We start from the raw sequence: 24970 nt of genomic DNA, 5'->3' as shown, positions 1-24970 counted from the left end.
CTGTCGGCCGTCCGACGCGCGTGGTCAGCGGCGGTTGCGGAGGGCGGCGGCGACCAGATCGAGGAACGCGTCGACTTCGTCGCGCTGGTAACCGCGGGTGCCGAGGCGGGCCTCGGTGAAGCGGACGGCGCGGACGTCATCGATGGTGAGGCTGCCCGGCCCGCCGTGCGCGAGAGTCGCGGCGACCAAGTCGAGGAACGCGCCGACCTCTTCCTCGTTGTAGCCGCGCCGGCCGACGGGGGCGTGGCTGAATCGCATCCGGTGTACGTCGTCGGGGGTGAGCAGACTGTGTCCGTTGCCCATGGCCGCAGGCACCGGCCGGACGCCGCGCTGCCGGAACTCGAGCTCGACCCGGACCTGGTCGAGGTACTCGTCCACCTGGTCGGCGCGGTAGCCGCGTTCGCCGAGCCGCGGCGCGTCGAAGCTGATGTGCCGCAGGTCGTCCGCGGTGAGTGCGCCACGTCCGGCCAGGGTCGCGGCGAGCAGTTCGAGGAAGGCGTCCACCTCGGTCGCGCGGTAGCCGCGATGCCCGGGTGGCGGGGTCGCGAAACGGGTTCGGCGCACATCCGCGGGGGTCACGGGCGACATTCTGTCAGGCGGGGTGCGCTGCGCCGCTGGAAAGCGAAACTTCGGACTCGCCTGGCCTTTTGCGAACAAGGGCCGTACCTCTGGTGGAACGTCGGATCAGTGCGCCCCACCCTAGCGCCAGTGGCCCGGTCAGGGGGATTGGCACGCTGTTCAATCCTTGCGGACGCCGTCGACGAGTAGGCGGCGAATCGCTTCGTTCAGCCGGGCGATCGATGCTTCGTCGGGTTCGCGCAGCGAGTAGACGATGCCGGCGATCAGCATGCCGGTGACCGCTCGTGCGGTATTGACGGTGTCCAGGTCCGCACGCAGGTAGCCGAGTTCCACGCCGTGGTCGAGATACCCCGCCGTCAGCGCGTCGGCGGTGTCCAGCAGGCCGTACAAGCGCTGGGTGAGCTCGTCGTCGATGCCGGTGGCATGGAACAGCAGCAGCTGGGCCACCCGGCGATCGGCGAGCAGGATCTCGGTGAGGGCGACCCCGATCCGGTCGATCTGGGCGCGGTATTCGTCCAGCGTGCTGGCCGCGTCCGGGGCGTTCTCGGTGCCGAGGGCGGCGATGATGCGCGCGGACAGATCGTCGATGACGTGGTCGATGATGTCGCGCTTATTGCTGAAGTAGCGATAGAAGGTGCCGTGCCCGATGCCCAGCTGGCCTGCGATGTCGGCGATGCCGGTGGCGTGATAGCCCTTCTCCGCGAAACAGACGAAGGCCGTGTCGATGATCTCCTGGCGCAGTTCGGCCTTGCGTCGCTCGGCACGCGTGGGTGGCTTCGTCACCAGGCCGATGATACAGTGTTCCGAAACGGAATGATATGTCATTCCGTGATAAGCGGTTCAGTAAGCAGGAGGTTCGGCGTGGCGCCTCAATACGACGCGGTCGTGGTCGGTGCGGGGTTCGGGGGAATGGGGGCGGGCATTCAGCTCGACCGGCTCGGTTTGAGCAATTACGTCATCCTCGAACGCGAGGACGATCTCGGCGGCACCTGGCACGTCAACCACTACCCCGGTCTCGCGGTCGACATCGCCTCGGTCACCTACTCCTACTCCTTCGAGCCGAATCCGCATTGGTCGCGGCTGTTCGCACCCGGCGCCGAGCTGAAGAAATACGCCGAGCACGTCGCCGACAAGTACGGTCTGCGCCGCCGGATGCGCTTCCGCACCGTCGTCGACGGCGCGCGCTGGGACGACGAACACGAGCAGTGGGTGGTCTCGATCGCGGGCGGGGAAACCGTCACCGGCCGATACCTGCTCACCGCGACCGGGTTCCTCTCCCAGCCCTACACACCGCCGTTCCCCGGCATCGACTCGTTCTCGGGCAAGATCATCCACACCACCGCGTGGGAGGACGACTTCGACCTCACCGGCCGCAAGGCCGCGATCATCGGCACCGGCGCCACCGCCGTGCAGCTGGTGCCCGAGGTGGCCAAGAAGGCCGAGGAGCTCAATGTCTTCCAGCGCACCCCGATCTGGGTGGTCCCGAAGATCGACACCGCGATCCCCGCGCCGGTGCGGAAGCTGTTCGAGCGGGTGCCCGCGACGCAGAAGGCCGCGCGACTGATCAACACCAGCCTGCTCGAGGCGCTGATGGTGGTGGGCGTGCTGCACTTCAAGCAGGCGAAACTGATGAACAAGGGCGCTGGAGTGCTGGCCAAAGCGCATCTGCGGGCGTCGGTGCGGGACAAGGAGACGCGCAGGCGGCTCATGCCGGACTACGACTTCGGATGCAAGCGGCCCACCTTCTCCAACCACTACTTCACCACGTTCAATCAGCCGCACGTGCGGCTGGAGACGAACTCCATCGACCACATCGAGCCCGACGGCATCGTCACCGCCGACGGGCACAAGACCGAGATCGACACGCTGATCCTGGCCACCGGCTTCAACCTGTGGGATGTGAACTTCCCGGCCATCGAGATCATCGGCCGCGACGGGGTGAACCTCGGAAAGTTCTGGCGGGACAACCGTTTCCAGGCCTACGAGGGCATCACGGTGCCGAAGTTCCCCAACTTCCTCAGCCTCAACAGCCCGTACTCCTACAGCGGCCTGTCCTACTTCACCACCATCGAGGCGCAGATGAAGCACATGGGCAGGCTGTTCGGCGAGCTGCGCCGCCGCGGCGAGACCACCTTCGAGGTCACCGAGCGGGCCAACGCCGAATTCCTGGACCGGGTCACCGCCAAGCTCGGTTCCTCGGTGTTCTACGGCGGCGACTGCGCCACCGCGCGCAGCTACTACTTCAACCCGCACGGCGAGGCCGCCCTGCTGCGTCCGACCAGCACGCTCAACGCGCACCGCGAGGCGGTGAGCTTCCCGCTGGACGATTACGTCTACGGCAAGACCGCCTGAGCCGGGTCCCGTGCTGTTGTAGCTGCCCAGCGGGTGTGCGGGTGTGGCACCCGCGCAGCGAACTGGCAGACTGTGTGGGTACCTGTCCATCCCACCCACGACACTAGGGACTGACTTCGACGATGGAACTGCTGTTTCCGCTGCTACTGGTAGCCCTGCTCGTGCCGATGTTCCTCGGTGTCCGCCGTCAGAAGCGGGAAGCCGAGAAGGTCGCGAGCATGCAGGACAACCTGAAGATCGGCGATCAGGTCGTCACCACGTCGGGTCTGTACGGGACCGTGGTCGAACTCGACGACACCACGGTCGACCTCGAGATCGCCGAGGACGTGGTCACCACGTGGCTGCGCCAGGCCATCCGTGAGGTGCGCGCCGACGACACGGTGAGCACCGAGGAGACCGGCTCGGACGCCACCGGCTCCGAGGGCTCGGACACGGCCGACGCCATCGAGGAATCCACCGAGCAGACCGAGACCCGGCTGACCAAGGACTGATTCTTCCGGTCCTGCCGCACCTCGCCGGATGTCGCCGCGGCTCGCCGTCCGCGCACCCGGCGTCGCTGGGGCATGCCCGCTTGTTCCATCCTCGACTTCCTGCCTAGGAGATGACCTACTGTGCCACCTTCCCAGGGATCGGCGCACCCGCTCCGGCTGCTCGGCGCCTATGCCGCGCTGCTGGCCGTGGTTTATGCGCTGGTGTTCTTCACCGGTGACAAGTCCCCGACACCGAAGCTCGGCATCGACCTGCAGGGTGGTACCCGGGTCACGCTGTCCGCGCGCACGCCGGACGGCAGCAAACCGAGCCAGGACAGCCTGAAGAAGGCGCAGGACATCATCGAGAACCGGGTCAACGGGCTCGGCGTCTCCGGGTCCGAGGTCGTCATCGACGGCGACAACATCGTCATCACCGTGCCCGGCGACGACGGACAGCAGGCGCGCGCGCTGGCGACGACGGCCAAGCTGTACATCCGTCCGGTGCTGCAGGCCGTACCCGCGGCGGGACGCGGCGCGACACCGCAGACCGCGCCCGGTACCCAAGCGCCGCCCGCGGCCCAGCCCACCACGCCGGAGGCGCCGGCCGCGCAGGAGACCACCCCGGTTCCGCAGCAGCGGGTATTCCCCGCGCAAGCGCCGACCCAGCCGCCGGCCGATCCGAACCTGACGCCCACCGAAGCGGCCACCAAGGAGATCCAGGCGGCGAAGGCGCTGCGGCAGAGCACCGACCCGTCCGTGCAGCAGGCCGCGCTGGCCGCGCTGGACTGCTCGAAGGCCGATCCGCTCGCGGGCAACGACGACCCGGCGCTTCCGCTGGTGACCTGCGCGACCGATGGCACCGAGGTCTTCCTGCTGGACAAGAGCCGCATCGATGGCCAGGAGATCAAGGACGCCACGTCGGGGCTCAACCAGCAGCAGGCCAGGCACGAGGTCTACCTGGACTTCAAGTCCGGCGGCAGCGACGCGTGGGCCGCGCTCACCGGCGAGTACGTCTACAAGCGGGTCGCTTTCGTGCTCGACTCCAAGGTGGTCAGCGCGCCGGTCGTGCAGCAGGGACCGCAGCAGGGCGGCCGCACCCAGATCTCGGGCAACTTCACCGCGACGACGGCCAAGGAGCTGGCCAACACGCTGAAGTACGGCTCGCTGCCGCTGTCGTTCCAGACCTCCGAGGCCGAGACGGTGTCGGCGACACTCGGCTTGTCGTCGCTGAAGGCGGGCCTGCTCGCCGGTGCGATCGGCTTGGCGGTGGTCTTGCTCTACTGCCTCGCCTACTACCGCATGCTGGGGCTGCTCACCGGCCTGTCGCTGATGGCGTCCGGTTTCGCCGTCTACGGCATCATGGTGCTGCTCGGCCGCTGGATCGGCTTCACACTCGACCTCGCCGGTATCGCCGGTCTGATCATCGGCATCGGCATGACCGCCGACTCCTTCGTGGTGTTCTTCGAGCGCATCAAGGACGAGATGCGTGAGGGCCGCAGCTTCCGTTCCGCCGCGCCGCGCGGCTGGCAGCGCGCCCGCCGGACCATCCTGTCCGGCAACGCGGTCAGCTTCCTCGCCGCGGCCGTGCTCTACGTCCTGGCCGTCGGACAGGTGAAGGGCTTCGCGTTCACCCTCGGCCTCACCACCATCCTCGACGTGGTGGTGGTGTTCCTGATGACCTCGCCGCTGGTGCTGCTCGCCTCGCGGACGGCGTTCTGGTCCAAACCGTCGGTGAACGGCCTCGGCGCGATCCAGCAGATCGCCCGCGAGCGGAAGGCGGCCGAGGCCGCCCTCGGGAAGGCGTGAGGACGCGATGACCAACAGTCACACCACCCGGTCGCTCGACAAGGCGAACGCGGCCGAGACCACCGACGTCTTCGAGGCGGTCACCGAGCCGCGGCCGCCCGAGCACGGCTTCTTCAACCGCCTCTACACCGGCACCGGCGCCATCGACGTCATCGGCAAGCGGCGGAAGTGGTACCTCATCACCGCCGTCATCGTGCTGATCTCGCTGGGCAGCATCATCTTTCGCGGCTTCAACTTCGGCATCGACTTCGAGGGCGGTTCGCGCATCCAGTTCCCGGCGGGGAACGCGAGCACCAGCGAGGTCGAGGACGTCTACCGCGGCGCGATCGGCACCGACCCGGTGTCGGTGCAGACCGTGGGCACCGGCGGCTCGGCCACCATGCTGATCCGTTCCGAGGCGTTGAACCAGCAGCAAGTGGAGGCGCTGAACAACGCGCTGTTCACCAAATTCCAGCCGAAGGACTCCAGCGGCAAGCCGAGCCTGGCCGCGATCAGCACCTCCGACGTCAGCGAAACCTGGGGCAGCCAGATCACCCGGAAGGCGCTCATCGCGCTGGCGGTGTTCCTCGTGCTCGTCGCGGTCTACATCGCGGTCCGCTTCGAACCGCACATGGCCATCGCCGCGCTGGCCGCGCTGGCCTTCGACGTCAGCGTCACCGCGGGCGTGTACTCGCTCGTCGGACTCGAGGTCAGCCCGGCGACGGTGATCGGCATCCTGACCATTCTCGGCTTCTCGCTCTACGACTCGGTGGTCGTGTTCGACAAAGTCGAGGAGAACACGCGCGGCATCCTGCACCTGACCAGGCGCACCTACGGCGAGCAAGCCAATCTCGCGGTGAATCAGACGCTGATGCGCTCGATCAACACCGCGCTGATCGGTATTCTGCCGATCGTCGGCCTGATGGTGATCGCGGTCTGGATGCTCGGCGTCGGTACGCTCAAGGACTTGGCGCTGGTGCAGCTGGTCGGCCTGCTGGTCGGCACGTACTCCTCGATCTTCTTCGCCACACCGCTGCTGGTGTCGATCAAGGAGCGCCGTGGACCGGTCTCGGCGCACACGAAGAAGGTCTTGGCCAAGCGCGCCGGAGCGGCCAGCGCCCGCGCGGGCGCCGCGGCCGAGCGCAGGGCGAGCATGGCGGCGGGCCGGAATTTCGAGGACACGCCGCGCAGACAGCGTCCGGCCGGGCAGACGCCGCGGCCGGGTGCGCGACCGAGCGGAAAACGGCACAAGAGGCGGCACTGACCACCACGAGGCAGGGGGTTTCATGCGACAGCCACGCACGGCGGTACGACTGATCGGGGCACTCGCCGCGGGCACGCTGGCCGCCGGGCTGGCGGCGGGCTGCTCCAGCACGAGCCAGGTGCCGTCGATCGGCTACGCCACCGACGCCACCATCGCCAGCTACAACGGCGGCAGCACCCTCGGCGCGAGTTCCGGCTCCACCGCGGTGTTCTCGCGGGTGCTCACCGGGTTCTTCTACACCGGTCCGGACGGTCAGCAGGTCGCCGATACCGACCTGGGCACCGCCAAGGAGGTGCCCGGCGAGTCGCAGACCATCCAGTACCGCCTGAACCCCGACGGGGTGTACTCCGACGGCGTGCCGACCTCGTGCGACGACTTGGTGCTGGCCTGGGCCGCTCGCAGCGGGCGGTTCACCAAACCCGGTGACCGAGGGCCGGTTCCGCTCTTCGACGCCGCGAGCACCACCGGTTACGACGCCATCGAGCGGGTCGAGTGCCAGCCCGGCTCGCGCGATGCCACCGTGGTCTTCCGGCCCGGCAAGCATTACCTGCCGTGGCGCACGCTGTTCGCGGCGGGCGAGTTGATGCCCGCGCACGTCGCGGCCAAGGCGGCGAATGTGCCGAACGTGGTGTCGGCGTTGCAGACCGGTGATCCGAACGCCGTCGGCAGGATCGCGGAGTTCTGGAACACCGGCTGGACCATCCCGGCCGACGGCCGGCTCGATCCGGCCCGATTCCCGTCGTCGGGGCCCTACCGCATCGCATCCTTCAGCAGGGATGAGGGTTTGGTGCTGGTCGCCAACGAGCGCTGGTGGGGCAACAAGCCGGCGACCGGACGTATCGTGGTGTGGCCGAAGAACGTCGACCTGAAGCAGAAGATCGGCCAGAACGCCGTCGGCGTGGTCGACATCGGCACCGGTTCGGTCAAAGACCTGAACCTGGGCGGCTTCTCGGTGCACACGGTGCCCGGGCGCGGCGCCGAGCAGTTGGTGCTGTCGACCGGTGGCGTGTTCTCCTCGGTGCAGGCGCGCCGGGCGTTCGCGCTGTGCCTGCCGCGGCAGGCTCTGTTCGACAAACTCGGCAAGGTCCCGGACGCACCGAAGTCGGGGCTCGGCTCCGGCCCGCTGAACGCGCATATCGTCCAGCAGGATTCGCTGTTGTACCCGGCGGTCATCGGTGCGGCGGACAAGTACTCCGGCGGCGACGTGGCGAACGCGACCAAGGCGGTCGCCGCATCCGGTGCGCCGAACCCGACCGTCCGCATCGGCTACCTGGGTCCGGACGACCGCCGCGCGCAGACCGTCACGATGATCGCCGACGCCTGCAAACCGGCGGGCATCACCGTGGTGGACGCCGGTGCGCCCGATTTCACCCCGTCGCGGCTCACCGAGGGCAAGGTCGACGCGGTCCTCGGCGGCACCGCCGCGGTGCCCGGTCCGGCCGGCTCGCTGGAAGGAAAGGCCGCGACCAGCGCGTTGCGCACCGGTAGCGGGCTCAATGTCGGACGGTTCGGCAACGGCCGTTACGATGCGATCACCGAGCAGCTTGCGGCCGACCCCAACTCGGCCGCACAGCTGAATCTGCTCACCGAGGCCGAGAACCTGCTGTGGGCGGAGGTGCCGAGCATCCCGTTGTTCGCCACCCCGCGCACGATCGCCTTCGGCAAGGGGCTGCGCAACGGAATCGCCGCCCCCACCCAGGCCGGATCGGGCTGGAACATGGACCGGTGGGTGCTCGAGCGGTGACAGACGGTGTGTGGGTGATGTGAGTATGGAGAGGTGTCGATGAGCAAGCACGCGGCGATCGAGTCCGAAGACGTAGCCGCCGAACGGATCACCAAAGCCGCCGGGGTGGTCGAGCGTTTGACCCGCTGGCACGACGACTTCCCCACGGCCGGTGTGCGTTTCGCGGATCTGACGCCGGTGTTCGCCGACGCCGAGGGCTTCCGCGCTGTGATCGACTGCCTGGCCGCGTGCGCACCCGACGCCGATCTCGTGGCCGGTGTCGACGCCCGCGGTTTCCTGCTGGGAGCCGGTGTCGCGGCGAGTCTCGGCACCGGGGTGCTCGCGGTCCGCAAGGCGGGCAAGTTGCCGCCGCCGGTGATCAGCCGGGAATTCACCCTCGAATACGGCACGGCCGCGTTGGAGATCCCCGCGAACGGCGTCGACCTGCGGGGCCGCCGCGTTCTACTGCTCGACGACGTTCTCGCCACCGGTGGCACCCTCGCCGCGGCGGCCGAGCTGTTCAAGCAGGCGGGGGCCGAGGTCGTCGCCGCGGCGGTGGTACTGGAACTCACCTTCCTCGGCGGCCGCGAACGGCAGGGCGACTACTCGCTGACCTCCATCGTGCAGGTCTAGCGCGCGCATCGGTCGGACAGCCAGTGTGATCGGAAAATCACTGGCGCGTCCGCCGACACTGTGTTTAACCTAGGCAGGTCCTGTTCCCGTTGATCGGAGTCATGCCCTTGCTCATCTGAGGTAGCCACTCGGGCGGTCCGCATTCGCGCACCGCGTATCCGTCGCAACCTCTGGGAGTTGGCATGGCCAATCTGTCGTTTTCCGATCTCACGTTCTCCTGGCCCGACGGCACCCCCGTCTTCGACGGGCTGGACGCCGTCCTCGGTCCCGGCCACATCGGCCTGGTCGGCGGAAACGGTGCGGGCAAGTCCACTCTGCTGCGGTTGATCGCCGGTCAGCTGAAGCCCGCGCGTGGGTCCGTCACGGTGACCGGGCATCTCGGGTATCTGCGCCAAGACCTCGGACTGGCCGCCGGGCAGCGAGTGGACACCGTGCTCGGCATCGCGGAGATTCGGCAAGCGTTGCACCGCATCGAATCCGGCGTCGGCAGCGAAACCGACTTCGACGTGGTCGGCAATCTCTGGGACGTGGAGGAACGGGCGCTGGCCCTCCTGGCCAGGCTCGGCCTGCACTACGTCGCCGAGTCGGCGCAGCAGCTCGATCGCACGCTCGACACCCTGTCCGGTGGCGAGACCGTGCTGCTCGGGCTGGTCGCCGAGCTGCTCGCCGAGCCCGACGTCCTGCTGCTGGACGAACCGACGAACAACCTCGACCAGGTGGCCCGCGCACGGCTCTACGAGGTGGTCGGGCAGTTCTCCGGGACGGTGCTCACCGTCAGCCACGATCGTGAACTGCTGGAACGGATGTCGGCCATCGCCGAGCTGCGCGACGGCGAATTGCGGTTGTTCGGCGGCAATTTCAGCGAGTACGAGCGCATCATCGCCGCGGAGCAGGAAGCCGCCCGCGCGGCGATCCGGGACGCGCGCAGCGACGTGCGCAAGCAGGCGCGAGAGCTGGTGGAGGCGCGCATCAAACTCGATCGCAGGCTGCGCTACGGGCAGAAGATGTGGGACCAGAAGCGGGAGCCGAAAATCGTGATGAACGAACGCAAACGGCAGGCGCAGGTGTCGGCGGGCAAGTTGCGCAACAACCACCTCGACAAGCTGGATACCGCCAAGGAGCAGCTCGAGCAGGCCAAGGAGTTGTTGCGGGACGACCGGGAGATCCGGGTCGACCTGCCGGACACGCGCCTGTATCCGGGCCAGGAGGTGATCGAACTGGATCGGGTGGAGCTGGCCTGCGGTCCGACGGTGTCGTTGCGGGTGTCCGGTCCGGAACGGATCGCGCTGACCGGCCGCAATGGGGTCGGCAAGACCACGCTGCTGCGCCGCATCGCGCAGCAGGGCCCGAAAGTCCCGTGGCGCATGCTGCCGCAGCGGCTGGACGTGTTCGACGAGCGGCGATCGGTGTTCGAGAACGTCGCGTCGACGGCGCCGCACGCGTCCGCGGAACGGATCCGGGCCCAGCTGGCCCGCTTCCTGTTCCGCGGCGCGGACGCGGATGTCGCCGCCGCGGCGCTGTCCGGCGGTGAACGGTTGCGCGCCGCGCTGGCCATGCTGCTGCTGGCCGACCCGGCGCCGAAACTGCTGCTGCTGGACGAGCCGACCAACAACCTCGACCTGCCCAGTCTGGAGCACCTCACCCAGGCGCTGGCGGGCTTCGAGGGCGCGCTGATCGTGGTCAGTCACGATCCGCGCTTCCTCGACGACATCGGGGTGACCCGGCGGCTGGAGCTCACCGCCGACGGCCTGACCGAGACGCTCGTGACCTAGGGCGGCGCCGGATGCACCGGATGATCGAGCCCGGGTCGCCGTGGCGGTCTTCGAAGTCGCTGGTGGGGGCCTACGCGGCGCGGGAGGCCCGCCGCAAGATTCCGGGATGCCTGAACAAGCCGGGCGCCAGGCGCACCGCGAGGTAGGTGAGCGTGAGCCACGGCCGCAGGTGCGGCTGCATGGTGCGGATGCGACCCTCGTCGTCCAAGCCGAGCACCAGCGCCTCGGTCAACCGGAACGGTCCGATCGCGGCGCTGGCCAGCAGGACCCGGCGTGCGCCTTCGCCGATCTGCTCGGTCCAGCGCAAGCCGGTGAGACTGCCGTAGGCGGCCGACAGCAGGACCCGCAGGTCCTCCCTGCCGCGGAACACCAATCGGCCCGACAGCGGCGAAACCAGTTCGGCATCGGGCGCCAATAGCCGCATGAGCGTGTCGATATCGCCGGTCTCCGTCGCCGTGCGGAACTCGGCAATCGCGTCGGACATGTCCGTCATCCCTTCGTTCGTCGACTGGGTTCGAACCTAGGGCAAGTCACTTGCAAAAAGCAACGGACTATCCTGATCGAGTGCCCAAGGCTGCTTTCTCCGACATCGTCTGTTCCATCGCGCGCACGGTCGACGCGATCGGCGAGCGCTGGACGCCGCTGATCCTGCGTGACCTGTTCGTCGGGCTGACCCGCTTCGAGGACATCCGCCGCGACCTCGGCATCGCCTCCAACGTGCTCGCCGCCCGGCTGGATGCGCTCCAGGCACACGGAATCGTGGAACGACATGCCTACCAAGACAATCCGGTGCGCTACGAGTACCGGCTCACCGAACGCGGCCGCGATCTGTATCCGGTGCTCACCATGCTGATCACCTGGGGTGACAAATGGCTCGCGGGCGCCGAAGGACCGCCTGCCGTCGTGGTCCACCGCGACTGCGGCCGCCGGACCTGCGGAGTGGTGGTGTGCCAGGAGTGCGGAGAGCCGCTGACCGCGGACAATGTGCGGTGGCTGTCCGGTCCGGGTGGACATCGGGGACCCGGGACGATGCTCATCGGCGAGCGGCTCGAAGACGAGAGCGCGTCCTGAACGCCCCTCGCGACGCCGCGGCGAGGAGCCAGCTGCGCGGCTCACACTGGTCGCGACATGCGCGCGGAACGAGATCGACCGAGAACTTGGTGTCGACGCATCGACTCCATACCGAGTCACCGCACGCACGCGAGAGGGACTCGCCGCCGGTGCATCCGCGCGGGCACGCTTCTGGCGAATCGCGAGCGGGGTCCGGGTGGTGTGCGGGTCGTCGGGCAGGATGGGTCGGCGTGGAGCAATCCGTGGTGTCGGTGGATGTCGTGGCGGTGCGGTTCTGGGACGAGGACGGCGCGGTGCGGATCGGGATCGCGCCTCGTCCGATGGAGCCGTACGCGGGGGAGTTGGCGTTGCCGGGCGTGCTGCTCGCCCGAGGGGAGCGGCTGGCGGCCGCGGCGCGGCGGGCGGTGTGCGTGAAGCTGGGCGTCCCGGAGGCCGCGATCGGTGCGGTCGGGCAGTTGGTCACCTTCGACGAGCCGAACCGCGACCCGCGCGGGCCGACGCTCTCGATCGCGATGTGGGCGGTGGTCGGTCCGCACGAGGGACCGGCGCGGTGGGTCGAGTTCGACGAGGTACCGGAATTGGCGTTCGACCACAACCGCATCGTCGAGGTGGCCCGCCGTCAACTGACCCGGTTGCTGTGGAAAGACCTGACCTTCACCCGGGCACTGCTCGGCGACAAGTTCCCCGCGACCAGGGCGGTCGAGGCCGCCACGGCACTGTCGGGCGCGCGGCCCGACGCCGCCAACCTCAACCGCACCCTGGCGGCGATCACGGGTCTGGCGCGCACCGCTGAACGGCGTCGCGTCAAAGCGACCGGGCGCCCGGCCGCGGTCTGGGCATTCGGCGCGGAGGAGCGAACAGCTGGGCCGCCATCCCCACCGTCGGCCTGCCGACGGGGCAGCGACGCGGTCAGCGGCGAGGACGGACCAGCCCTGCCACATCACCCAGGCGTCACCGATCTCGGCCAGCGCGGCGAGGGCGAGCAACAGCAGTGAGGTGAGCGGGCGACTGCCGTGGCGGGTGCGGTACCTACCCGGCGCCCGTTGGACGGGGCGCGCCGGGGGCGGCGTGGTAGACGGCGTAGGTCCGGCCGAGCACCGGGTAGGAGACGTTGCGGACCGGCACACCGCCGGGAGTGCGGCCGAATTCCGTTCCGCCGTGGGCATGCCCGTGCACCGCGAGCAGTGCTCCGCCCGCGTCGACGGCCTCGGCCAGGGCGTGGCAGCCCAATCCGGGGTAGATCTTGGGCGGCTCACCGACCAGGGTGTCGACGACCGGCGCGAAATGGGTGAGAGCGATTCGGATTTCGCAGTCGAGCGCGTCCAAGGCCTGGCGCAGGCGAAGCGCGTCGAGTGGGCCGCGGCGCATGCGGGCGCGGTGCTCGGCGGTGCCCTCCTCGGGGTTGCCCGGATGGTCCGGGAAACCGCCGCTGCCACCCATCACTCCGGCGATGCCGAGCCGTATGCCGTTGAGCTCCAGCGTGATCGCGCTGCCGTCGAGCACGTGGACGCCCAGCGCGGTCAGTTCGGCGGCGATCAGATAGCCGAGCCTGCGATCGTGGTCGTGGTTGCCGAGCACCGCCACCACCGGCACCGGAAGCGCGTCGAGCTCGGCGCGGAGCAGGTCGGCCTCCTGGCGGGTGCCGCCATCGGTGAGATCGCCTGCCAGCAGCAGGACGTCGGCATGTGCGGCGAGGCGCAGGAAATCCGGGCGGAAACGTCCGGCGACGGCCGGGCGCATGTGCAGGTCGGCGACGGCGGCGACGCGAACGCCTGGCCCCGGATGCGCTGCGGTCATGGCGATAGCCAGCCATATGGCTCCGGGGGTGTCAAGGCAAAACCTGCCGTCGGGAGGCTCTCACGGGTTCGGTAGCCGAGCCGGTCGCGTGTCGGAAATCCGGCATTCACGGGTGCGACACTCGGCAGCTCGGCCAGCGCGTCCGCGCGCCATACTGCGCCCACGACGCGTCTCGGCACCAACAGCGCGTCCCCGGCGCTGGCCGCCCTCGACGCCCGGACCGGGACATGCGCGGCGACTGCTGACCTACCGGGGTTCACAACGTCGAAACGTCCGGTTCGTGCAGTGGAGCGGGTGGCTGACCAGCCGGGTACACAGTGCGCACGCCGGGAGGGAGGCCCGGGCGTGTCCCGTTACGTGACGGCTGCGGATGCGGCCGGACCTGCACAGAGACCGTGTCCGCCGCCGGTCCCGAGGCCGCCACGGGCACCCCCCGTCAGCTGTGCGGCACGTTCGCGCTTCCGCCGGACTAAAGTTGGTGGTCCGGGAGGTTGCACCGGTCGGATAGGGTGTTCCGATCGAGGCGCGGAGAGGTGGTGGCATGACTCAGCATCTGGGCGAGGCGAAGGTCGAGCAATCGGCATCGGGCCCGCAGTCGAACGGTGCAACGGCCGCCTCCGACGCCGCGCAGCCCGCGAAGCAACCGGCGGCCGCGACCGCGTCGCCCCCGCGTCAGCCCGGAACCACCGCCGCCGTCCCGAGCTCGGCTTCGCGCCGGGTACGTGCGCGCCTGGCCCGCCGGATGACCGGTCAGCGCGGTATCGCGGCGGTCAAACCGGTGCTGGAACCGCTGGCCACCGTGCACCGCGAGCTCTACCCGAAGGCCAACCTCACGCTGCTGCAGCGCGCGTTCGACGTGGCCGACGAGCGGCACAAGCATCAGTTCCGCAAATCCGGCGACCCCTACATCACCCACCCGCTCGCGGTGGCCAACATCCTGGCCGAGCTCGGCATGGACACCACCACGCTGGTGGCCGCGCTGCTGCACGACACCGTGGAGGACACCGGCTACAGCCTGGAGCAGCTCACCCAGGATTTCGGCTCCGAGGTCGCACACCTGGTCGACGGCGTCACCAAACTGGACAAGGTCAACCTGGGCGCGGCCGCCGAGGCGGAGACCATCCGCAAGATGATCATCGCGATGGCGCGCGACCCGCGCGTGCTGGTGATCAAGGTGGCCGACCGCCTGCACAACATGCGCACCATGCGTTTCCTGCCGCCGGAGAAGCAGGCGAAGAAGGCCAAGGAGACCCTGGAGGTCATCGCGCCACTCGCCCACCGCCTCGGCATGGCGACGGTGAAGTGGGAGCTGGAGGACCTCGCCTTCGCGATCCTGCATCCGAAGAAGTACGACGAGATCGTCCGGCTGGTCGCCGACCGCGCGCCCTCGCGCGACACCTACCTGGCGAAAGTGCGCGCCGAGATCGTCAACACGCTGGCCGCCTCCCGGATCAACGCGATCGTCGAGGGCCGCCCGAAGCACTACTGGTCGATCTACCAGAAGATGATCGTCAAGGGGAAGGACTTCGACGACATCCACGACCTGGTCGGCATCCGCATCCTCTGCGACGAGGTGCGCGATTGCTACGCGGCCGTCGGCGTCGTGCACTCGCTGTGGCAGCCGATGGCGGGCCGGTTCAAGGATTACATCGCCCAGCCGCGCTACGGCGTCTACCAGTCCCTGCACACCACGGTGGTCGGGCCGGACGGCAAGCCGCTGGAAGTGCAGATTCGCACCCAGGACATGCACCGCACCGCGGAGTTCGGCATCGCCGCGCACTGGCGCTACAAGGAGACCCGCGGCAAACACTCCAATGACACCGCCGAGGTCGACGACATGGCCTGGATGCGTCAGTTGCTGGACTGGCAGCGGGAGGCCGCCGACCCGGCCGAGTTCCTGGAGTCGCTGCGCTTCGACCTGAAGTCGCCGGAGATCTTCGTCTTCACCCCGAAGGGCGACGTGATCACGCTGCCGCAGAAGTCGACGCCGGTCGACTTCGCCTACGCCGTGCACACCGAGGTCGGGCACCGCTGCATCGGCGCCCGGGTGAACGGGCGCCTGGTCGCGCTGGAGCGTCAGCTGGAGAACGGCGAGGTCGTCGAGGTCTTCACCTCCAAGGCGCAGAACGCGGGACCCAGTCGCGACTGGCAGAACTTCGTGGTGTCCCCACGCGCCAAGGCGAAGATTCGCCAATGGTTCGCCAAGGAGCGGCGCGAGGAGGCCCTGGAAAGCGGCAAGGAGCAGATCTCCAAGGAGGTCCGCCGCGTCGGGCTGCCGCTGCAGCGGTTGATGAGCGTCGACGCGATGACCGCGGTGGCCCACGAGCTGCACTACAGCGACATTTCCACGCTCTACACCGCGGTCGGCGAGCACCAGGTCTCCGCGCACCACGTGGTGCAGCGGCTGATGGCCCAGCTCGGCGGCATCGGCGATGTCGAGAACGAGCTGGCCGAGCGCTCCACGCCGTCGACGACACCGAGCAGGCAGCGGGTCACCGGCGACGCCGGCGTACTGATCCCCGGCGCGCCCGGCACGGTCGCCAAGCTGGCGAAATGCTGCACGCCGGTGCCCGGTGACGAGATCATGGGCTTCGTGACCCGCGGCGGCGCGGTGAGCGTGCACCGCACCGACTGCACCAACGCCGGATCGCTGCGTGAGCAGGCCGAGCGCATCATCGAGGTGTCCTGGGCGCCGTCACCGTCCTCGGTGTTCCTGGTCGCCATCCAGATCGAGGCGCTGGATCGCACCCGCCTGCTGTCGGATGTGACGAAGGTGCTGGCCGACGAGAAGGTGAACATTCTGTCCGCATCGGTGGCCACACACGGCGACCGGGTGGCGATCAGCAAGTTCACCTTCGAGATGGGCGATCCGAAACACCTGGGGCACTTGCTGAACGTGGTGCGCAACGTCGAGGGTGTCTACGACGTCTATCGCGTCACGTCCGCGGCCTGACCGCCCGGGTTCTCCCGAGTGTTGCCATCAATTAGCTAGCATCCCAAGCTGTTTCGAGCGGCGGTGGTCGGCCGCGTCCGGAAGCTGTTCTACGCTGGGAGTCGTCGGAAACTTACCGGGTTGTCTCCGGGGACGCGCCACGGCGTGTCGCGTACAGATCGGCGTTTCGCGGAAGATTTCCGACGATGCGGCGGTAATAGCCGTAATCTGTTACGGTCTATGGCGTTTCATGGCGTTGAGGGTAGTTGCGGCTAACGACTTGATTGCGGATCGCTATGACTGGATACACGGCACGAGTCTCGGGGATGCTGGTCGCATTCGCCGTTACTGTGGCGACCGCCGGAGTCGCCGCGGCGCAGCCGCCGAATCCCGCGGGCCCCTCCACGAATGTCTCGATCGCCACCTGTCCTGCCTTGTACGCCTTGGGAATTCAAGGCACCGGTGAGTCATCGCCGGACGCGGCGCCCAGCACCGACACCGGCATGCTCTCGACGGTCTTCCGGCCGATGCTGGCCAAAGCTCCCGACGCCGGTCTGGTCGACCGCGCCTACGTGCCATACGAATCCGGCTTCGGCGGTGCGACAGCCGGTGGCGCCGCGCCGTACTCGGAGTCGGTGGCGGGCGGCCTCGCCCGTGTGCGGGCCATGGCCGCGACCGTCGCCGACACCTGCCCGAACACCCGTTTCGCGATCGTCGGCTACTCCCAGGGCGCCCATGTCGCCTCGGTCTTCGCGCAGGAGATCGGCCACGGCCAGGGCGTGCTGCCCGCCGGGAAGGTCGCCGCGGTGGCCTTGTTCGGCGACCCGACCCGCAACCCGGGCGCGCCACTGTTCCCCGGCGCACCGGGCAAAGCGACGCCGGACGCCGCGCCGGGAACCTCGGGCGATCGGCTCGCGTCCCTCGCGGCGCTTCCGCTGGCGCCCGCCAGCGGCGGAGGCATCGGACCGGAACGGGACAAAGCCGCCAACTTCGGCGCGCTCACCGGTCGTGTGGCGAGCTTCTGCGCGGCGGGCGATCTCGCCTGCGACGCCCCGGAGGGCGCCCCCGTCCTGAAGGCGGTCGCCAACCTCGTCGGCCAATCCAAGCTCAGCGGCGGCGACCCGATCGCTTCGCTGGTGTCGATCGGGCAGGCGCTGGCGTTCAGCTCCATCAAGACCGCTACCGAAGTGGTCAACGAGGACGTACAGGGCAATTCACTGGCTACCCTGTCGATCTCGCCGAAGAAGTCGATCTCCCAGCGCCTGGCCGACGCCTCGGATCCGCGCACCCCGCTGGATCTGCCCGGCGCGCTGCAGGCCATGCTGAAGATCGGCATGATCGGGTTGAACGCCGTGGTCACGGTGGTCAGGACGATCATCAACCCGGCGGCCATCTCGGAACTGGCCACCGCGGGCCTGTCCAACCCGCCCGTCGCGCTGCTGTCGCTCGGCGCGAAGCTGCTCGGCGCCATCCCGCAGCTCGTTCCGCCGACGACCGGTGCCAGGTTGGTCACGCAGGCGTTCGACGCGGTGGTGCAGAACATCACCGACAACAGCGAGCTGCTGAACACCACCACCTGGGTGCGCTACTGGGACACCGTCCAGCGACACACCGCCTACAACAGCGCGACCGTCTCGGCGAACGGCGCCGCTCCCACCCACTTCGTCGCCGAGTGGTTCGCGGCCGTTGCCCGCGACCTCGCCGACGCTTTCGGCAGCAATGCCGCGCCGCGAGCGGCGCTGGACAAGCAGCCGACCGGATTCTTCGGCGACAGCTCCGGCGCGTCGCCCACGCCGAGTTCGTCCGGTACGGGACAATTTCCGTTCGGGACAGGAGCCGATGGCGCCTCATCCGGCGGCGTGACATCGATTCCGCCCACCGACCGACCCGGCACACCCAACACCTACCCGTTCTCCACGAACTGATCGCCGAGAGGGTCCGACGATGCGATACTGCGTGCCCTGCTCTGCGGGAATGGGGGAATGTTGAAGTCGTACAAACAGCTTTCCCGCTGGTACGGCGCATTGGAGCCGGAAGCCGGTGCCACGGAGGCAGAAGGCCGGAGCGAGGCGAACACCATCCTCCCCGCGGAGGACGACGAACCCGCGCGCTCCCGGCACCACATCCACGACGACGAGGGCGAACCGTGGCAGCGCAAGCCCGATGACGTCCCGGCCGACCTGCCCGCGCAGCGCAGCGAATTCACCGGCGGCTGGTCGGATTGGGTGGTCAGCGGCCGGGCGCCCGGTCCCGACGACGACTACGTCCCGCCGCGGCAAGCCGATCCAGCACGTATCCCGTGGGCCGGAGACGAAACCGAGCAGGTCGACCGACCGCGCCCACTCGTGTCGCGTGCCCTGCGCCAAGCCGCCCGTGACCACCCCGCCATGCGCAGGGCCCGCATCCTGATCCTCGTGATCGCCGCGGTGCTGGTGCTGGCCGTGGCCGCCGTGTGCGTGCTGGTCGTGCTGCGCACGGCCGCCGATCGCGCCGGGGCGCCACGAGACCCGCGCGGGTCCGGGTCGGTGCAGCTCACCGTCGGCAGTGCGCAGGCGGCCGGCGCGGGCGCGTGCCCGACCGAACGCAGCGAAGCGATCGTGCGCAGCGCGGAGGCGGGCGGGACGACCTCCGGACCGGACGCGGTGCTGTTGTTCCAATACGCGTACTACGTCGAGCGCTCCGGGGAGCGCGCCAGGACGGCGGTCGCGCCGGACGCCGCCGTCCAGCCCGCATGGGTGATCCAACGGGGCATCGATACCGTCCCGGCGGGCACCACGCATTGCGTGCGGATCGTGACGATCGGTGACAACCGGTACTCGGTGGAGGTCACCGAATACCGGCCCGGCGGTGTACCCGCCACGTACAACAGGCAGATGGTCACCACCGCGGTGATCGACGGCCGCACCCTCATCACGGGTATCGCGGCCGGATAAAGGAGAGCAGAGGCGATGGGAGAGGACTGGAGCCGCTGGCTCGACGAGGCGCCCGGGGATGGCGAACCGTCGGGTCGGCCGGTGCGCTCCAAGGCTCCGGTGGTGCGGTTGCGGCGCGGCAGGGATGAGGGATCCGGCGGGGATCATCCCGCGCCGCGGTCGATTCTGGTGGTCGGCGGGTGCGGTGGCGCGGGTACCACCACGACGGCATTGGGTCTGGCGGGTGAGCTCGGCACCGGCGGCACGCCGACGGTCGCGGTGGACGCGACCTCGGCGGGCAGCGATCTCGCCCTGCGCGGCGCGGACGAACATCTGCACCCGATCAGCCTGCAGTCCTGGTTGTACGGTCGCGGTGACGACGAGCCCGCGCCGTTGAAGGAATGCCTGTCGCGCGCCACATCGGGCATCGGACTGCTCTGGCGCGATGCCGCGCCGCTGCGCAGGCGTGCGACTTATCTCACGGTCGCCCGGGCGGTGCGCGACGCGGGATACACCGCGGTCTACGACGGGGGACATCCGATTGCCGCCAGGCAACTGCTGCCTTTGCTCGACGACGCGGATGTGGCTCTGGTCCTGACGATTCCGGCGCGCAACGACGCGGCCAACCGGTTGCGGGTCGCGCTGGAATGGCTCGACGACCAGTTCGGCGACACCGGCGAGGGGCATGGCGGCGGCGTCGTCGGTGACACGACCATCGTCGTGTCGCACCAGTATCCGGACGGGGACTCGCGAGTAGCGGATCATTTGCGCGAGCACCTCTCCGGGTGGGTCCGCGGTATCAGGGAGATTCCGTACGATCCGCACCTGGCCCGTGGTGAACTCGTGCGGCACGCCTCGCTGGCCGCCGAGACGCGCCGGGCATATGGGCGCCTGCTCGCCGGGGTGGCATCATGACCGCCGCCATGATTTTTCCGCGTCAGCCCGACCCCGATCCCGCACGCGCCGGTGTGATCGCACCGCCGGAGGCGCGTCGTGCCGCCATCTGGGACCGCCCGGTGCCCGGTATCGGCCGCGCGCCGCTGGTCTGGCTGCTGGGTGTGCACGGCGGAGCCGGAGCCAGTACCCTCGCGCATGTGCTTGCGCCCGCGGCGGATTCGGGCCGCCGCTGGCCCGGCGTCTTCGACCGCGAGAGTCCGTTCGTCGTCCTCGTCGCGAGGGAGACCATCGGTGGTCTGTCCCGCGCGCACGACCTTCTGCGCCAACATCTTTCGGGTTTCGCGGGCCCTTCCGAGGTGCTCGGCCTGATCACGGTCGCCGCGCGCCCGGGCCGGATGGCTCCCGAGATCCGGCGCTACCGCGATGTGGTCGGTTCACTGGCCGGACAGCTGTGGCAGGTGCCGTGGTACGAGGAATGGACGCTGGTCGAACCGGAGCAGCTGCCGGTGTGGTCGCCCGGTGATCCGCTGCCACCGAAGAAGCGCAAGCTCGATCTGCTGGAGGAAGTCCCGCTCGATGTCCGGGAGCTCGGCGCCGACATCGTCGCGGCCGCCCGGGCGGCACTGGAGGAGGCCACCTTCGATCGCTCGGGTCCGGATCTCAGGAAGCCGCCCGATCAGTGAACGTACGCATCGAATCGGCGACAACACACCACTATTCGAGAAAGGCACCCGATGAGCATGATCCTCCTCGCCGTGCAGGACACGTACGGCACCGTCCTCGCGCAAGTCGGTAATCCGACGCCCGAGGCGCCTCCCGGCTCGGAGAAGATCCTGCAGCTGGTGCGGTATCTCACCTGGTTCGTGCTGCTGTCGGGCATCTGCGGCATCACCTACGCGGGCGGGAAGTTCGCGTGGGAGAAGTGGACCGGCGGCGGTCTCGAGTCGCCGAAGATGGTGGCCGGAGCGATGATCGGCGGCGTGGTCGCCACCAGCGCTGGCACCATCATGAACGCCGTGATCGGCACCTGAGAGGTCCGTGATGAATACCGTGCGCATACCGGCCGCCGACGTGCTGGCCTACAAACGGATGCCCGCCGAAGTCCTCGCACCGCTGATGCAGCTGTTGAACTGGCTGTTGTGGTTCGTGCTGCTGGTGTGCCTGGCCTGGATGATCGTGTCGGCGGGGAAGCTGTGGCTGACCTTCCGCAGCGATCTGGCCATGAACGACGCCTCGCACGGTGTGCTGATGAGCCTGCTGGGTGCTGTGGTCGCGAGCACGGCGTCGGGGATCGCCCTGGCGTTCCTGCCCGCGTGAGCCGGCGCGGGATGGGGACGACGCGGGAATGACTTCCACGGTGATGCGGCCGACGGACGGCGCGGGATGGCGGTGTGAGTTGCGCCTGCCCGCGGCGGGATTCGTCGGTGCCGCGCTGCTGGCGGCGGCGATCGGCTGCGGCGGCGGCGACGATGCGGCGGGCCCGGATCTGGCTGCGGCCCCGACCAACGTGCGCTGGCAGCCGTTCCAAGGCGTGCCGCTGCCCGTCACCGACCAGGGGCCGACGTCGATCGCCGACGGCGCGGCAACGGGTTTCGAGCATTCGCCGCGTGGCGCGGGCGTCGCCGCGGTCACCCATTCCGTGCGGCTGGCGGTGGCCGCCGACACCCAGTGGGCGAAAGTGGCCGCGCGGGAAGTGGTTCCGGGCCCGGCCAAGGACGAGTGGGCGATCAATCGGGTGCAGCTGTCGATCACCGGCCCGGCGAGCACCGAGTTCGCGCCAAGGCTGCTCGGCTACAAGATCACCGGATACACCGAAGCGAGCTCCACCGTCGACGTGTACACCGAGTACTCCGACCGGTCCACGGCGGTGCACCACACCGCCGTCGAATGGTTCGGTGAGGACTGGAGATTACGACTGCCCGATCCCGGCTCTACCGTACGACCCATCGACTCGATCGACGCATTACCCACTGACATCGTGAAATTGGAGGCCAAGTCGTGAGCGACAGAGAGTCGTACGCGCGCGATCGGGTCTCCTTCGGTGTCGTCGCGTCCGCCGCCGTGCTGGCGCTCATCGTGGTCGTCGGCATCTTCGTCTTCGTCGGCCGCGACGACCAAGGCGTGGACGGCGCTCCCGCGGTCACGGAGGGCTCCGGCGGCACCGGGTTCGCCAGCCCGGAAGTGGACATCCTCGGCAGGCGCGTCGACGTTCCGAACAACGCTGCCGGACAACCCCTTCCGCAGGACCCGTCGCGGCAGCGCAAGCCGAGCGACCCCGACTGGCTGACGGCGGCGCCGGAAGGCACCACCGAGCCACATGGCTGGCAGCGGGTGTACGGCGCCTCGGTGCCCTTCTCCACCTCCGACGGGCCCACCCGCATCGAGGACGACTTGGCCGTCGGGTACTCGCACACCCCGCAGGGCGCGGTGCTGGCGGCGGCGCAGATCACCTACCGGCTCAACGCTCGGCCCGCCCACCGTGACCTGTATGTGCGCCAGGTCCGGGTCTCGGCGCAGCAGATCGCCGCCTACGACAAGGCGCTGGCCGACGACCGCCTGCCCGAGCAGCAGCCGGAGAAGGTCACCCGCTACTTCGTCGCCTCCGACGCGTTCAAAGTCGACGACTACGCCGACGACCTCGCCATCGTCCGCCTGGCCACCCGGGGACCGGTGGTGGACGGCAAACAGCTGTGGGCGGCGACCCGCCTGGTCATGGTGTGGGACGCGGGTGACTGGCGCTTGAAGCCTTCGACGTCCAACAACGCGCAGACGGAGTATCTCGAGTCGCTGGCGGGGTGGACCAAATGGTGACCACGCGAGGTTCCGGTCGTCCGCCACTGGCGTTGCTGGGTGCGGGCGCGGTGTTCAGCGTTGCGATCGCCGCCGTAGTCACGGTGGTCACGGTGGGGGACAACGCATCCGGTGACGACCACGCCTCGACGCCCGACACGACGTCGGCGAGCGCTGCGGCTCTGGCGTCCGCCGTCCCCGGCGGCACCGCCGCGGTATTCGGCAACCCGGAGAGCGACATGTTCGGCCGCCGCGTCGATGTCCCGGTCGCCGCCGCAGGCGTTGCCCTGCAAGAGAATCCGAGCCAGCGGCAGCAACCCGGCACGCCGGGATGGACCGCCGCCGCGCCGGCGCCGTCGAGCGGCGAAGGGGTGTGGCAGCGGATATTCGGCGGTCCCGTCGTGCGCTTCTCGACATCCGACGGGCCGTCCAGGATCGAGGGTTCCGCCGCGGTGGGATTCGCGCATACACCGCAGGGCGCCGCGCTGGCCGCCGAGCAGATCTACTGGCGGACCAACGCCAATCCCAAAAACCGTGACTTGCTGGTCCGTCTGGTCGACGTGACGCCGGGATATCTGGCCGAGTACGACCGGCTGGTCGCCGAGGGCAAGGTGTCCGATCGTCTGCCCGACAAGCTCCGCCCCCTGTTGTTCGCTTCGGACGCGTTCCGGATCGAAAGCTATGCAGATGATTTCGCGAAAGTGCAGTTTGCGAGAAAGGCTCGAGAAACAGTTGATGGCCAACCAACATGGGTGGGCATGCGCCTGGCGGTCAGGTGGCGAGACGGAGATTGGAAGCTCACCGCGGTGACCGGCGAGGAGCGAGTGCAGATCGAGTCCCTGCGGAGCATCGAGGGGTGGACACAATGGTGAGGCGGATAGTCACGATATTCGCGGTCATCTTCACGGTGATGATCGCGACGCCGACCGTGGCCTACGGACAGACCTACGGTTTCGACGAGACGTGCAACGAAATCCACGACACACTCGACAATGTCGGCCTGCCCGGCATCTCCCTCGGTGACGCCGCCTCCGCCGCGTGCAAGGCGGGCAACGCCGCCTCGCATCCGGGTCAGGCGGCCACGGCGGTCAAGGACAAGGCCTGGGACTCGACGTTCGGCAAGGTGGTCGACTCGCTGATGAACGGTCTCGGCGAGGCCATCATCCTGGCGTTGACCTTCTGGATGAAGGTGCCCAACGAGGCGGTCAGCGATTCGGGCTCGCTGTTCACGAAGATCAACGACTACACCTATCAGGCGCAGATCCTGCTGCTGATCGCGTCGGTGATCATCTCCGGCGCGCGACTGGCCGAAGCGAGACGCGGAGCCGTCATGAACGAGGCGGCCGAGTCGTTCCGGATGTTCACCCGCGTGGTGTTCAGCTCCTGGATGCTGGGCGCGGTGATCGTGGCGGGCACGCAGGCCTCGGATCGGTTCGCGGAGTGGATCATCAGCGACTCGACCAACGGCAACGCCAAGGACCTCGCCGAGCTGATGGTGAAAACCAGCAAGCTGCAAGCCTTCTCGCCCGGACTGGTGCTGATCATCGCGATCGTCGGCCTGCTCGGCGCGCTGGCGCAGATCGTGCTCGCCATCGTCCGCCAAGGGCTGCTGGTGATCGCGGCCGGGGTGCTGCCGCTGGCGGCGGCGGCTTCCGGCATGAACGTGGGCAAGCAGTCGTATCAGAAGCTGATCGGCTGGATCATCGCCTTCATGCTGTGGAAACCGGTGGCGGCGATCGTCTACATGATCGCCTTCACCACCGCGGGCCACGTCGACTCGCTCACCCCCACCGGTGGCCTGCCCGACGGCGAGCAGGCCCAGCGCATGCTGGTCGCGATCGTGCTGCTGTGCAGCGTGGCGTTCGTGCTGCCCGCGCTCATGCGGCTGGTCACCCCGGCCGTCGCGATCGTCGGCAGCGGTGGTTCCGGTCTCACCGCGACCGGCGGCACCCTGCTCGCGGTGGCGGGCCTGGGCGCCATGGGTACCAAGGCC

General features: G+C 68.9%; 23 protein-coding genes and 1 pseudogene. 20 read left to right on the top strand and 4 right to left on the bottom strand.

The features are described from left to right. Positions 1-24: 24 nt before the first annotated feature. Both ON34_RS38110 and ON34_RS16155 read right to left on the bottom strand, forming a co-directional pair. Positions 25-588 carry a DivIVA domain-containing protein gene (locus tag ON34_RS38110; protein WP_051022731.1) on the bottom strand — a complete coding sequence of 188 codons (564 nt, stop codon included), beginning with the start codon at positions 586-588 and terminating at the stop codon, positions 25-27. A 150-nt stretch (positions 589-738) separates the two neighbouring features. Continuing rightward, on the bottom strand, positions 739-1404 hold the full coding sequence (locus ON34_RS16155; RefSeq protein ID WP_083889482.1) for a TetR/AcrR family transcriptional regulator: 666 nt from the start codon (positions 1402-1404) through the stop codon (positions 739-741). A 36-nt stretch (positions 1405-1440) separates the two neighbouring features. Between ON34_RS16155 and ON34_RS16150 the strand changes: the two genes are divergently transcribed. From ON34_RS16150 to ON34_RS16120, 7 genes are all read left to right on the top strand, one after another. Next, the gene (locus ON34_RS16150) at positions 1441-2931 is read left to right on the top strand and encodes a flavin-containing monooxygenase (protein ID WP_040780169.1); all 1491 of its coding nucleotides are present in this window, start codon (positions 1441-1443) and stop codon (positions 2929-2931) included. 122 nt (positions 2932-3053) lie between these two features. Further along, positions 3054-3422 (top strand): preprotein translocase subunit YajC, encoded by a 369-nt coding sequence (yajC, locus tag ON34_RS16145; protein WP_040780168.1) that lies wholly within the window; start codon positions 3054-3056, stop codon positions 3420-3422. 120 nt (positions 3423-3542) lie between these two features. Continuing rightward, on the top strand, positions 3543-5207 hold the full coding sequence (secD, locus tag ON34_RS16140; protein ID WP_040780167.1) for a protein translocase subunit SecD: 1665 nt from the start codon (positions 3543-3545) through the stop codon (positions 5205-5207). A 7-nt stretch (positions 5208-5214) separates the two neighbouring features. Next, positions 5215-6450: a protein translocase subunit SecF gene (gene secF, locus ON34_RS16135; protein WP_040780165.1), complete on the top strand. Its 1236-nt coding sequence runs from the start codon at positions 5215-5217 to the stop codon at positions 6448-6450. 22 nt (positions 6451-6472) lie between these two features. Next, complete coding sequence (locus ON34_RS16130; protein ID WP_040780164.1) at positions 6473-8194, top strand: ABC transporter substrate-binding protein; 1722 nt, start codon at positions 6473-6475, stop codon at positions 8192-8194. A 39-nt stretch (positions 8195-8233) separates the two neighbouring features. Further along, entirely contained in the window at positions 8234-8806 is a 573-nt protein-coding gene (locus tag ON34_RS16125; RefSeq protein WP_083889481.1) for an adenine phosphoribosyltransferase, read from the top strand. Positions 8807-8988: 182 nt separating this feature from the next. Further along, positions 8989-10578, top strand: coding sequence for an ATP-binding cassette domain-containing protein (locus ON34_RS16120; protein ID WP_040780163.1), 1590 nt, complete (start codon positions 8989-8991; stop codon positions 10576-10578). A 70-nt stretch (positions 10579-10648) separates the two neighbouring features. Here the strand turns inward: ON34_RS16120 and ON34_RS16115 are convergent, their stop codons facing one another. Further along, positions 10649-11062 carry a nuclear transport factor 2 family protein gene (locus ON34_RS16115; protein ID WP_245548060.1) on the bottom strand — a complete coding sequence of 138 codons (414 nt, stop codon included), beginning with the start codon at positions 11060-11062 and terminating at the stop codon, positions 10649-10651. An 80-nt stretch (positions 11063-11142) separates the two neighbouring features. Between ON34_RS16115 and ON34_RS16110 the strand changes: the two genes are divergently transcribed. Both ON34_RS16110 and ON34_RS16105 read left to right on the top strand, forming a co-directional pair. Further along, positions 11143-11649 (top strand): winged helix-turn-helix transcriptional regulator, encoded by a 507-nt coding sequence (locus tag ON34_RS16110; RefSeq protein WP_040780162.1) that lies wholly within the window; start codon positions 11143-11145, stop codon positions 11647-11649. A gap of 230 nt (positions 11650-11879) precedes the next feature. Next, a pseudogene (locus tag ON34_RS16105) lies at positions 11880-12500 on the top strand (NUDIX hydrolase); the annotation flags it as partial. Between the two features lie 178 nt (positions 12501-12678). On the opposite strand, the gene ON34_RS16100 reads toward ON34_RS16105, so the two are convergent. After that, positions 12679-13446 (bottom strand): metallophosphoesterase family protein, encoded by a 768-nt coding sequence (locus ON34_RS16100; protein WP_040780160.1) that lies wholly within the window; start codon positions 13444-13446, stop codon positions 12679-12681. A gap of 541 nt (positions 13447-13987) precedes the next feature. Here ON34_RS16100 and ON34_RS16095 point away from each other — a divergent pair. From ON34_RS16095 to ON34_RS16045, 11 genes are all read left to right on the top strand, one after another. After that, on the top strand, positions 13988-16399 hold the full coding sequence (locus ON34_RS16095) for a RelA/SpoT family protein (protein ID WP_040780159.1): 2412 nt from the start codon (positions 13988-13990) through the stop codon (positions 16397-16399). A gap of 275 nt (positions 16400-16674) precedes the next feature. Next, complete coding sequence (locus tag ON34_RS16090; RefSeq protein ID WP_051022728.1) at positions 16675-18303, top strand: cutinase family protein; 1629 nt, start codon at positions 16675-16677, stop codon at positions 18301-18303. Positions 18304-18360: 57 nt separating this feature from the next. After that, positions 18361-19311: a DUF8176 domain-containing protein gene (locus ON34_RS16085; RefSeq protein WP_040780157.1), complete on the top strand. Its 951-nt coding sequence runs from the start codon at positions 18361-18363 to the stop codon at positions 19309-19311. 15 nt (positions 19312-19326) lie between these two features. Then, the gene (locus tag ON34_RS16080; RefSeq protein ID WP_040780156.1) at positions 19327-20205 is read left to right on the top strand and encodes a MinD/ParA family ATP-binding protein; all 879 of its coding nucleotides are present in this window, start codon (positions 19327-19329) and stop codon (positions 20203-20205) included. Further along, positions 20202-20870, top strand: a complete 669-nt coding sequence (locus tag ON34_RS16075) for a hypothetical protein (protein ID WP_040780154.1) — start codon at positions 20202-20204, stop codon at positions 20868-20870. The genes ON34_RS16080 and ON34_RS16075 overlap by 4 nt, the downstream gene beginning before the upstream one ends. A gap of 51 nt (positions 20871-20921) precedes the next feature. After that, positions 20922-21218, top strand: a complete 297-nt coding sequence (locus ON34_RS16070; protein WP_040692318.1) for a hypothetical protein — start codon at positions 20922-20924, stop codon at positions 21216-21218. A gap of 10 nt (positions 21219-21228) precedes the next feature. Next, positions 21229-21504 carry a hypothetical protein gene (locus tag ON34_RS16065; protein ID WP_040780152.1) on the top strand — a complete coding sequence of 92 codons (276 nt, stop codon included), beginning with the start codon at positions 21229-21231 and terminating at the stop codon, positions 21502-21504. 28 nt (positions 21505-21532) lie between these two features. Next, positions 21533-22189 carry a DUF8175 domain-containg protein gene (locus tag ON34_RS16060; RefSeq protein WP_245548059.1) on the top strand — a complete coding sequence of 219 codons (657 nt, stop codon included), beginning with the start codon at positions 21533-21535 and terminating at the stop codon, positions 22187-22189. Further along, positions 22186-22998 (top strand): DUF8175 domain-containg protein, encoded by an 813-nt coding sequence (locus ON34_RS16055; RefSeq protein ID WP_040780151.1) that lies wholly within the window; start codon positions 22186-22188, stop codon positions 22996-22998. Before ON34_RS16060 ends, ON34_RS16055 begins: the two co-directional genes overlap by 4 nt. Further along, complete coding sequence (locus ON34_RS16050) at positions 22992-23849, top strand: DUF8175 domain-containg protein (protein ID WP_051022726.1); 858 nt, start codon at positions 22992-22994, stop codon at positions 23847-23849. The genes ON34_RS16055 and ON34_RS16050 overlap by 7 nt, the downstream gene beginning before the upstream one ends. Continuing rightward, positions 23843-24970 (top strand): hypothetical protein (locus tag ON34_RS16045; protein ID WP_040780149.1); only part of this gene is annotated, 1128 nt, incomplete at its 3' end. The genes ON34_RS16050 and ON34_RS16045, both read left to right, overlap by 7 nt.

This window comes from Nocardia pneumoniae NBRC 100136 (genome assembly GCF_000308755.1).
Lineage (GTDB): Bacteria > Actinomycetota > Actinomycetes > Mycobacteriales > Mycobacteriaceae > Nocardia > Nocardia pneumoniae.
Note: the sequence above shows the minus strand (reverse complement) of the source record. Positions and strands in the feature narration are given on the sequence as shown.

Coding starts and splice junctions, on each gene's coding strand:
- ON34_RS38110 (WP_051022731.1), bottom strand. CDS start 588: ATGTCGCCCGTGACCCCCGCGGATGTGCGCCGAACCCGTTTCGCGACC.
- ON34_RS16155 (WP_083889482.1), bottom strand. CDS start 1,404: ATGACATATCATTCCGTTTCGGAACACTGTATCATCGGCCTGGTGACG.
- yajC (WP_040780168.1), top strand. CDS start 3,054: ATGGAACTGCTGTTTCCGCTGCTACTGGTAGCCCTGCTCGTGCCGATG.
- secF (WP_040780165.1), top strand. CDS start 5,215: ATGACCAACAGTCACACCACCCGGTCGCTCGACAAGGCGAACGCGGCC.
- ON34_RS16130 (WP_040780164.1), top strand. CDS start 6,473: ATGCGACAGCCACGCACGGCGGTACGACTGATCGGGGCACTCGCCGCG.
- ON34_RS16125 (WP_083889481.1), top strand. CDS start 8,234: ATGAGCAAGCACGCGGCGATCGAGTCCGAAGACGTAGCCGCCGAACGG.
- ON34_RS16120 (WP_040780163.1), top strand. CDS start 8,989: ATGGCCAATCTGTCGTTTTCCGATCTCACGTTCTCCTGGCCCGACGGC.
- ON34_RS16115 (WP_245548060.1), bottom strand. CDS start 11,062: ATGTCCGACGCGATTGCCGAGTTCCGCACGGCGACGGAGACCGGCGAT.
- ON34_RS16100 (WP_040780160.1), bottom strand. CDS start 13,446: ATGACCGCAGCGCATCCGGGGCCAGGCGTTCGCGTCGCCGCCGTCGCC.
- ON34_RS16095 (WP_040780159.1), top strand. CDS start 13,988: ATGACTCAGCATCTGGGCGAGGCGAAGGTCGAGCAATCGGCATCGGGC.
- ON34_RS16090 (WP_051022728.1), top strand. CDS start 16,675: ATGACTGGATACACGGCACGAGTCTCGGGGATGCTGGTCGCATTCGCC.
- ON34_RS16085 (WP_040780157.1), top strand. CDS start 18,361: ATGTTGAAGTCGTACAAACAGCTTTCCCGCTGGTACGGCGCATTGGAG.
- ON34_RS16080 (WP_040780156.1), top strand. CDS start 19,327: ATGGGAGAGGACTGGAGCCGCTGGCTCGACGAGGCGCCCGGGGATGGC.
- ON34_RS16075 (WP_040780154.1), top strand. CDS start 20,202: ATGACCGCCGCCATGATTTTTCCGCGTCAGCCCGACCCCGATCCCGCA.
- ON34_RS16070 (WP_040692318.1), top strand. CDS start 20,922: ATGAGCATGATCCTCCTCGCCGTGCAGGACACGTACGGCACCGTCCTC.
- ON34_RS16065 (WP_040780152.1), top strand. CDS start 21,229: ATGAATACCGTGCGCATACCGGCCGCCGACGTGCTGGCCTACAAACGG.
- ON34_RS16060 (WP_245548059.1), top strand. CDS start 21,533: ATGACTTCCACGGTGATGCGGCCGACGGACGGCGCGGGATGGCGGTGT.
- ON34_RS16050 (WP_051022726.1), top strand. CDS start 22,992: ATGGTGACCACGCGAGGTTCCGGTCGTCCGCCACTGGCGTTGCTGGGT.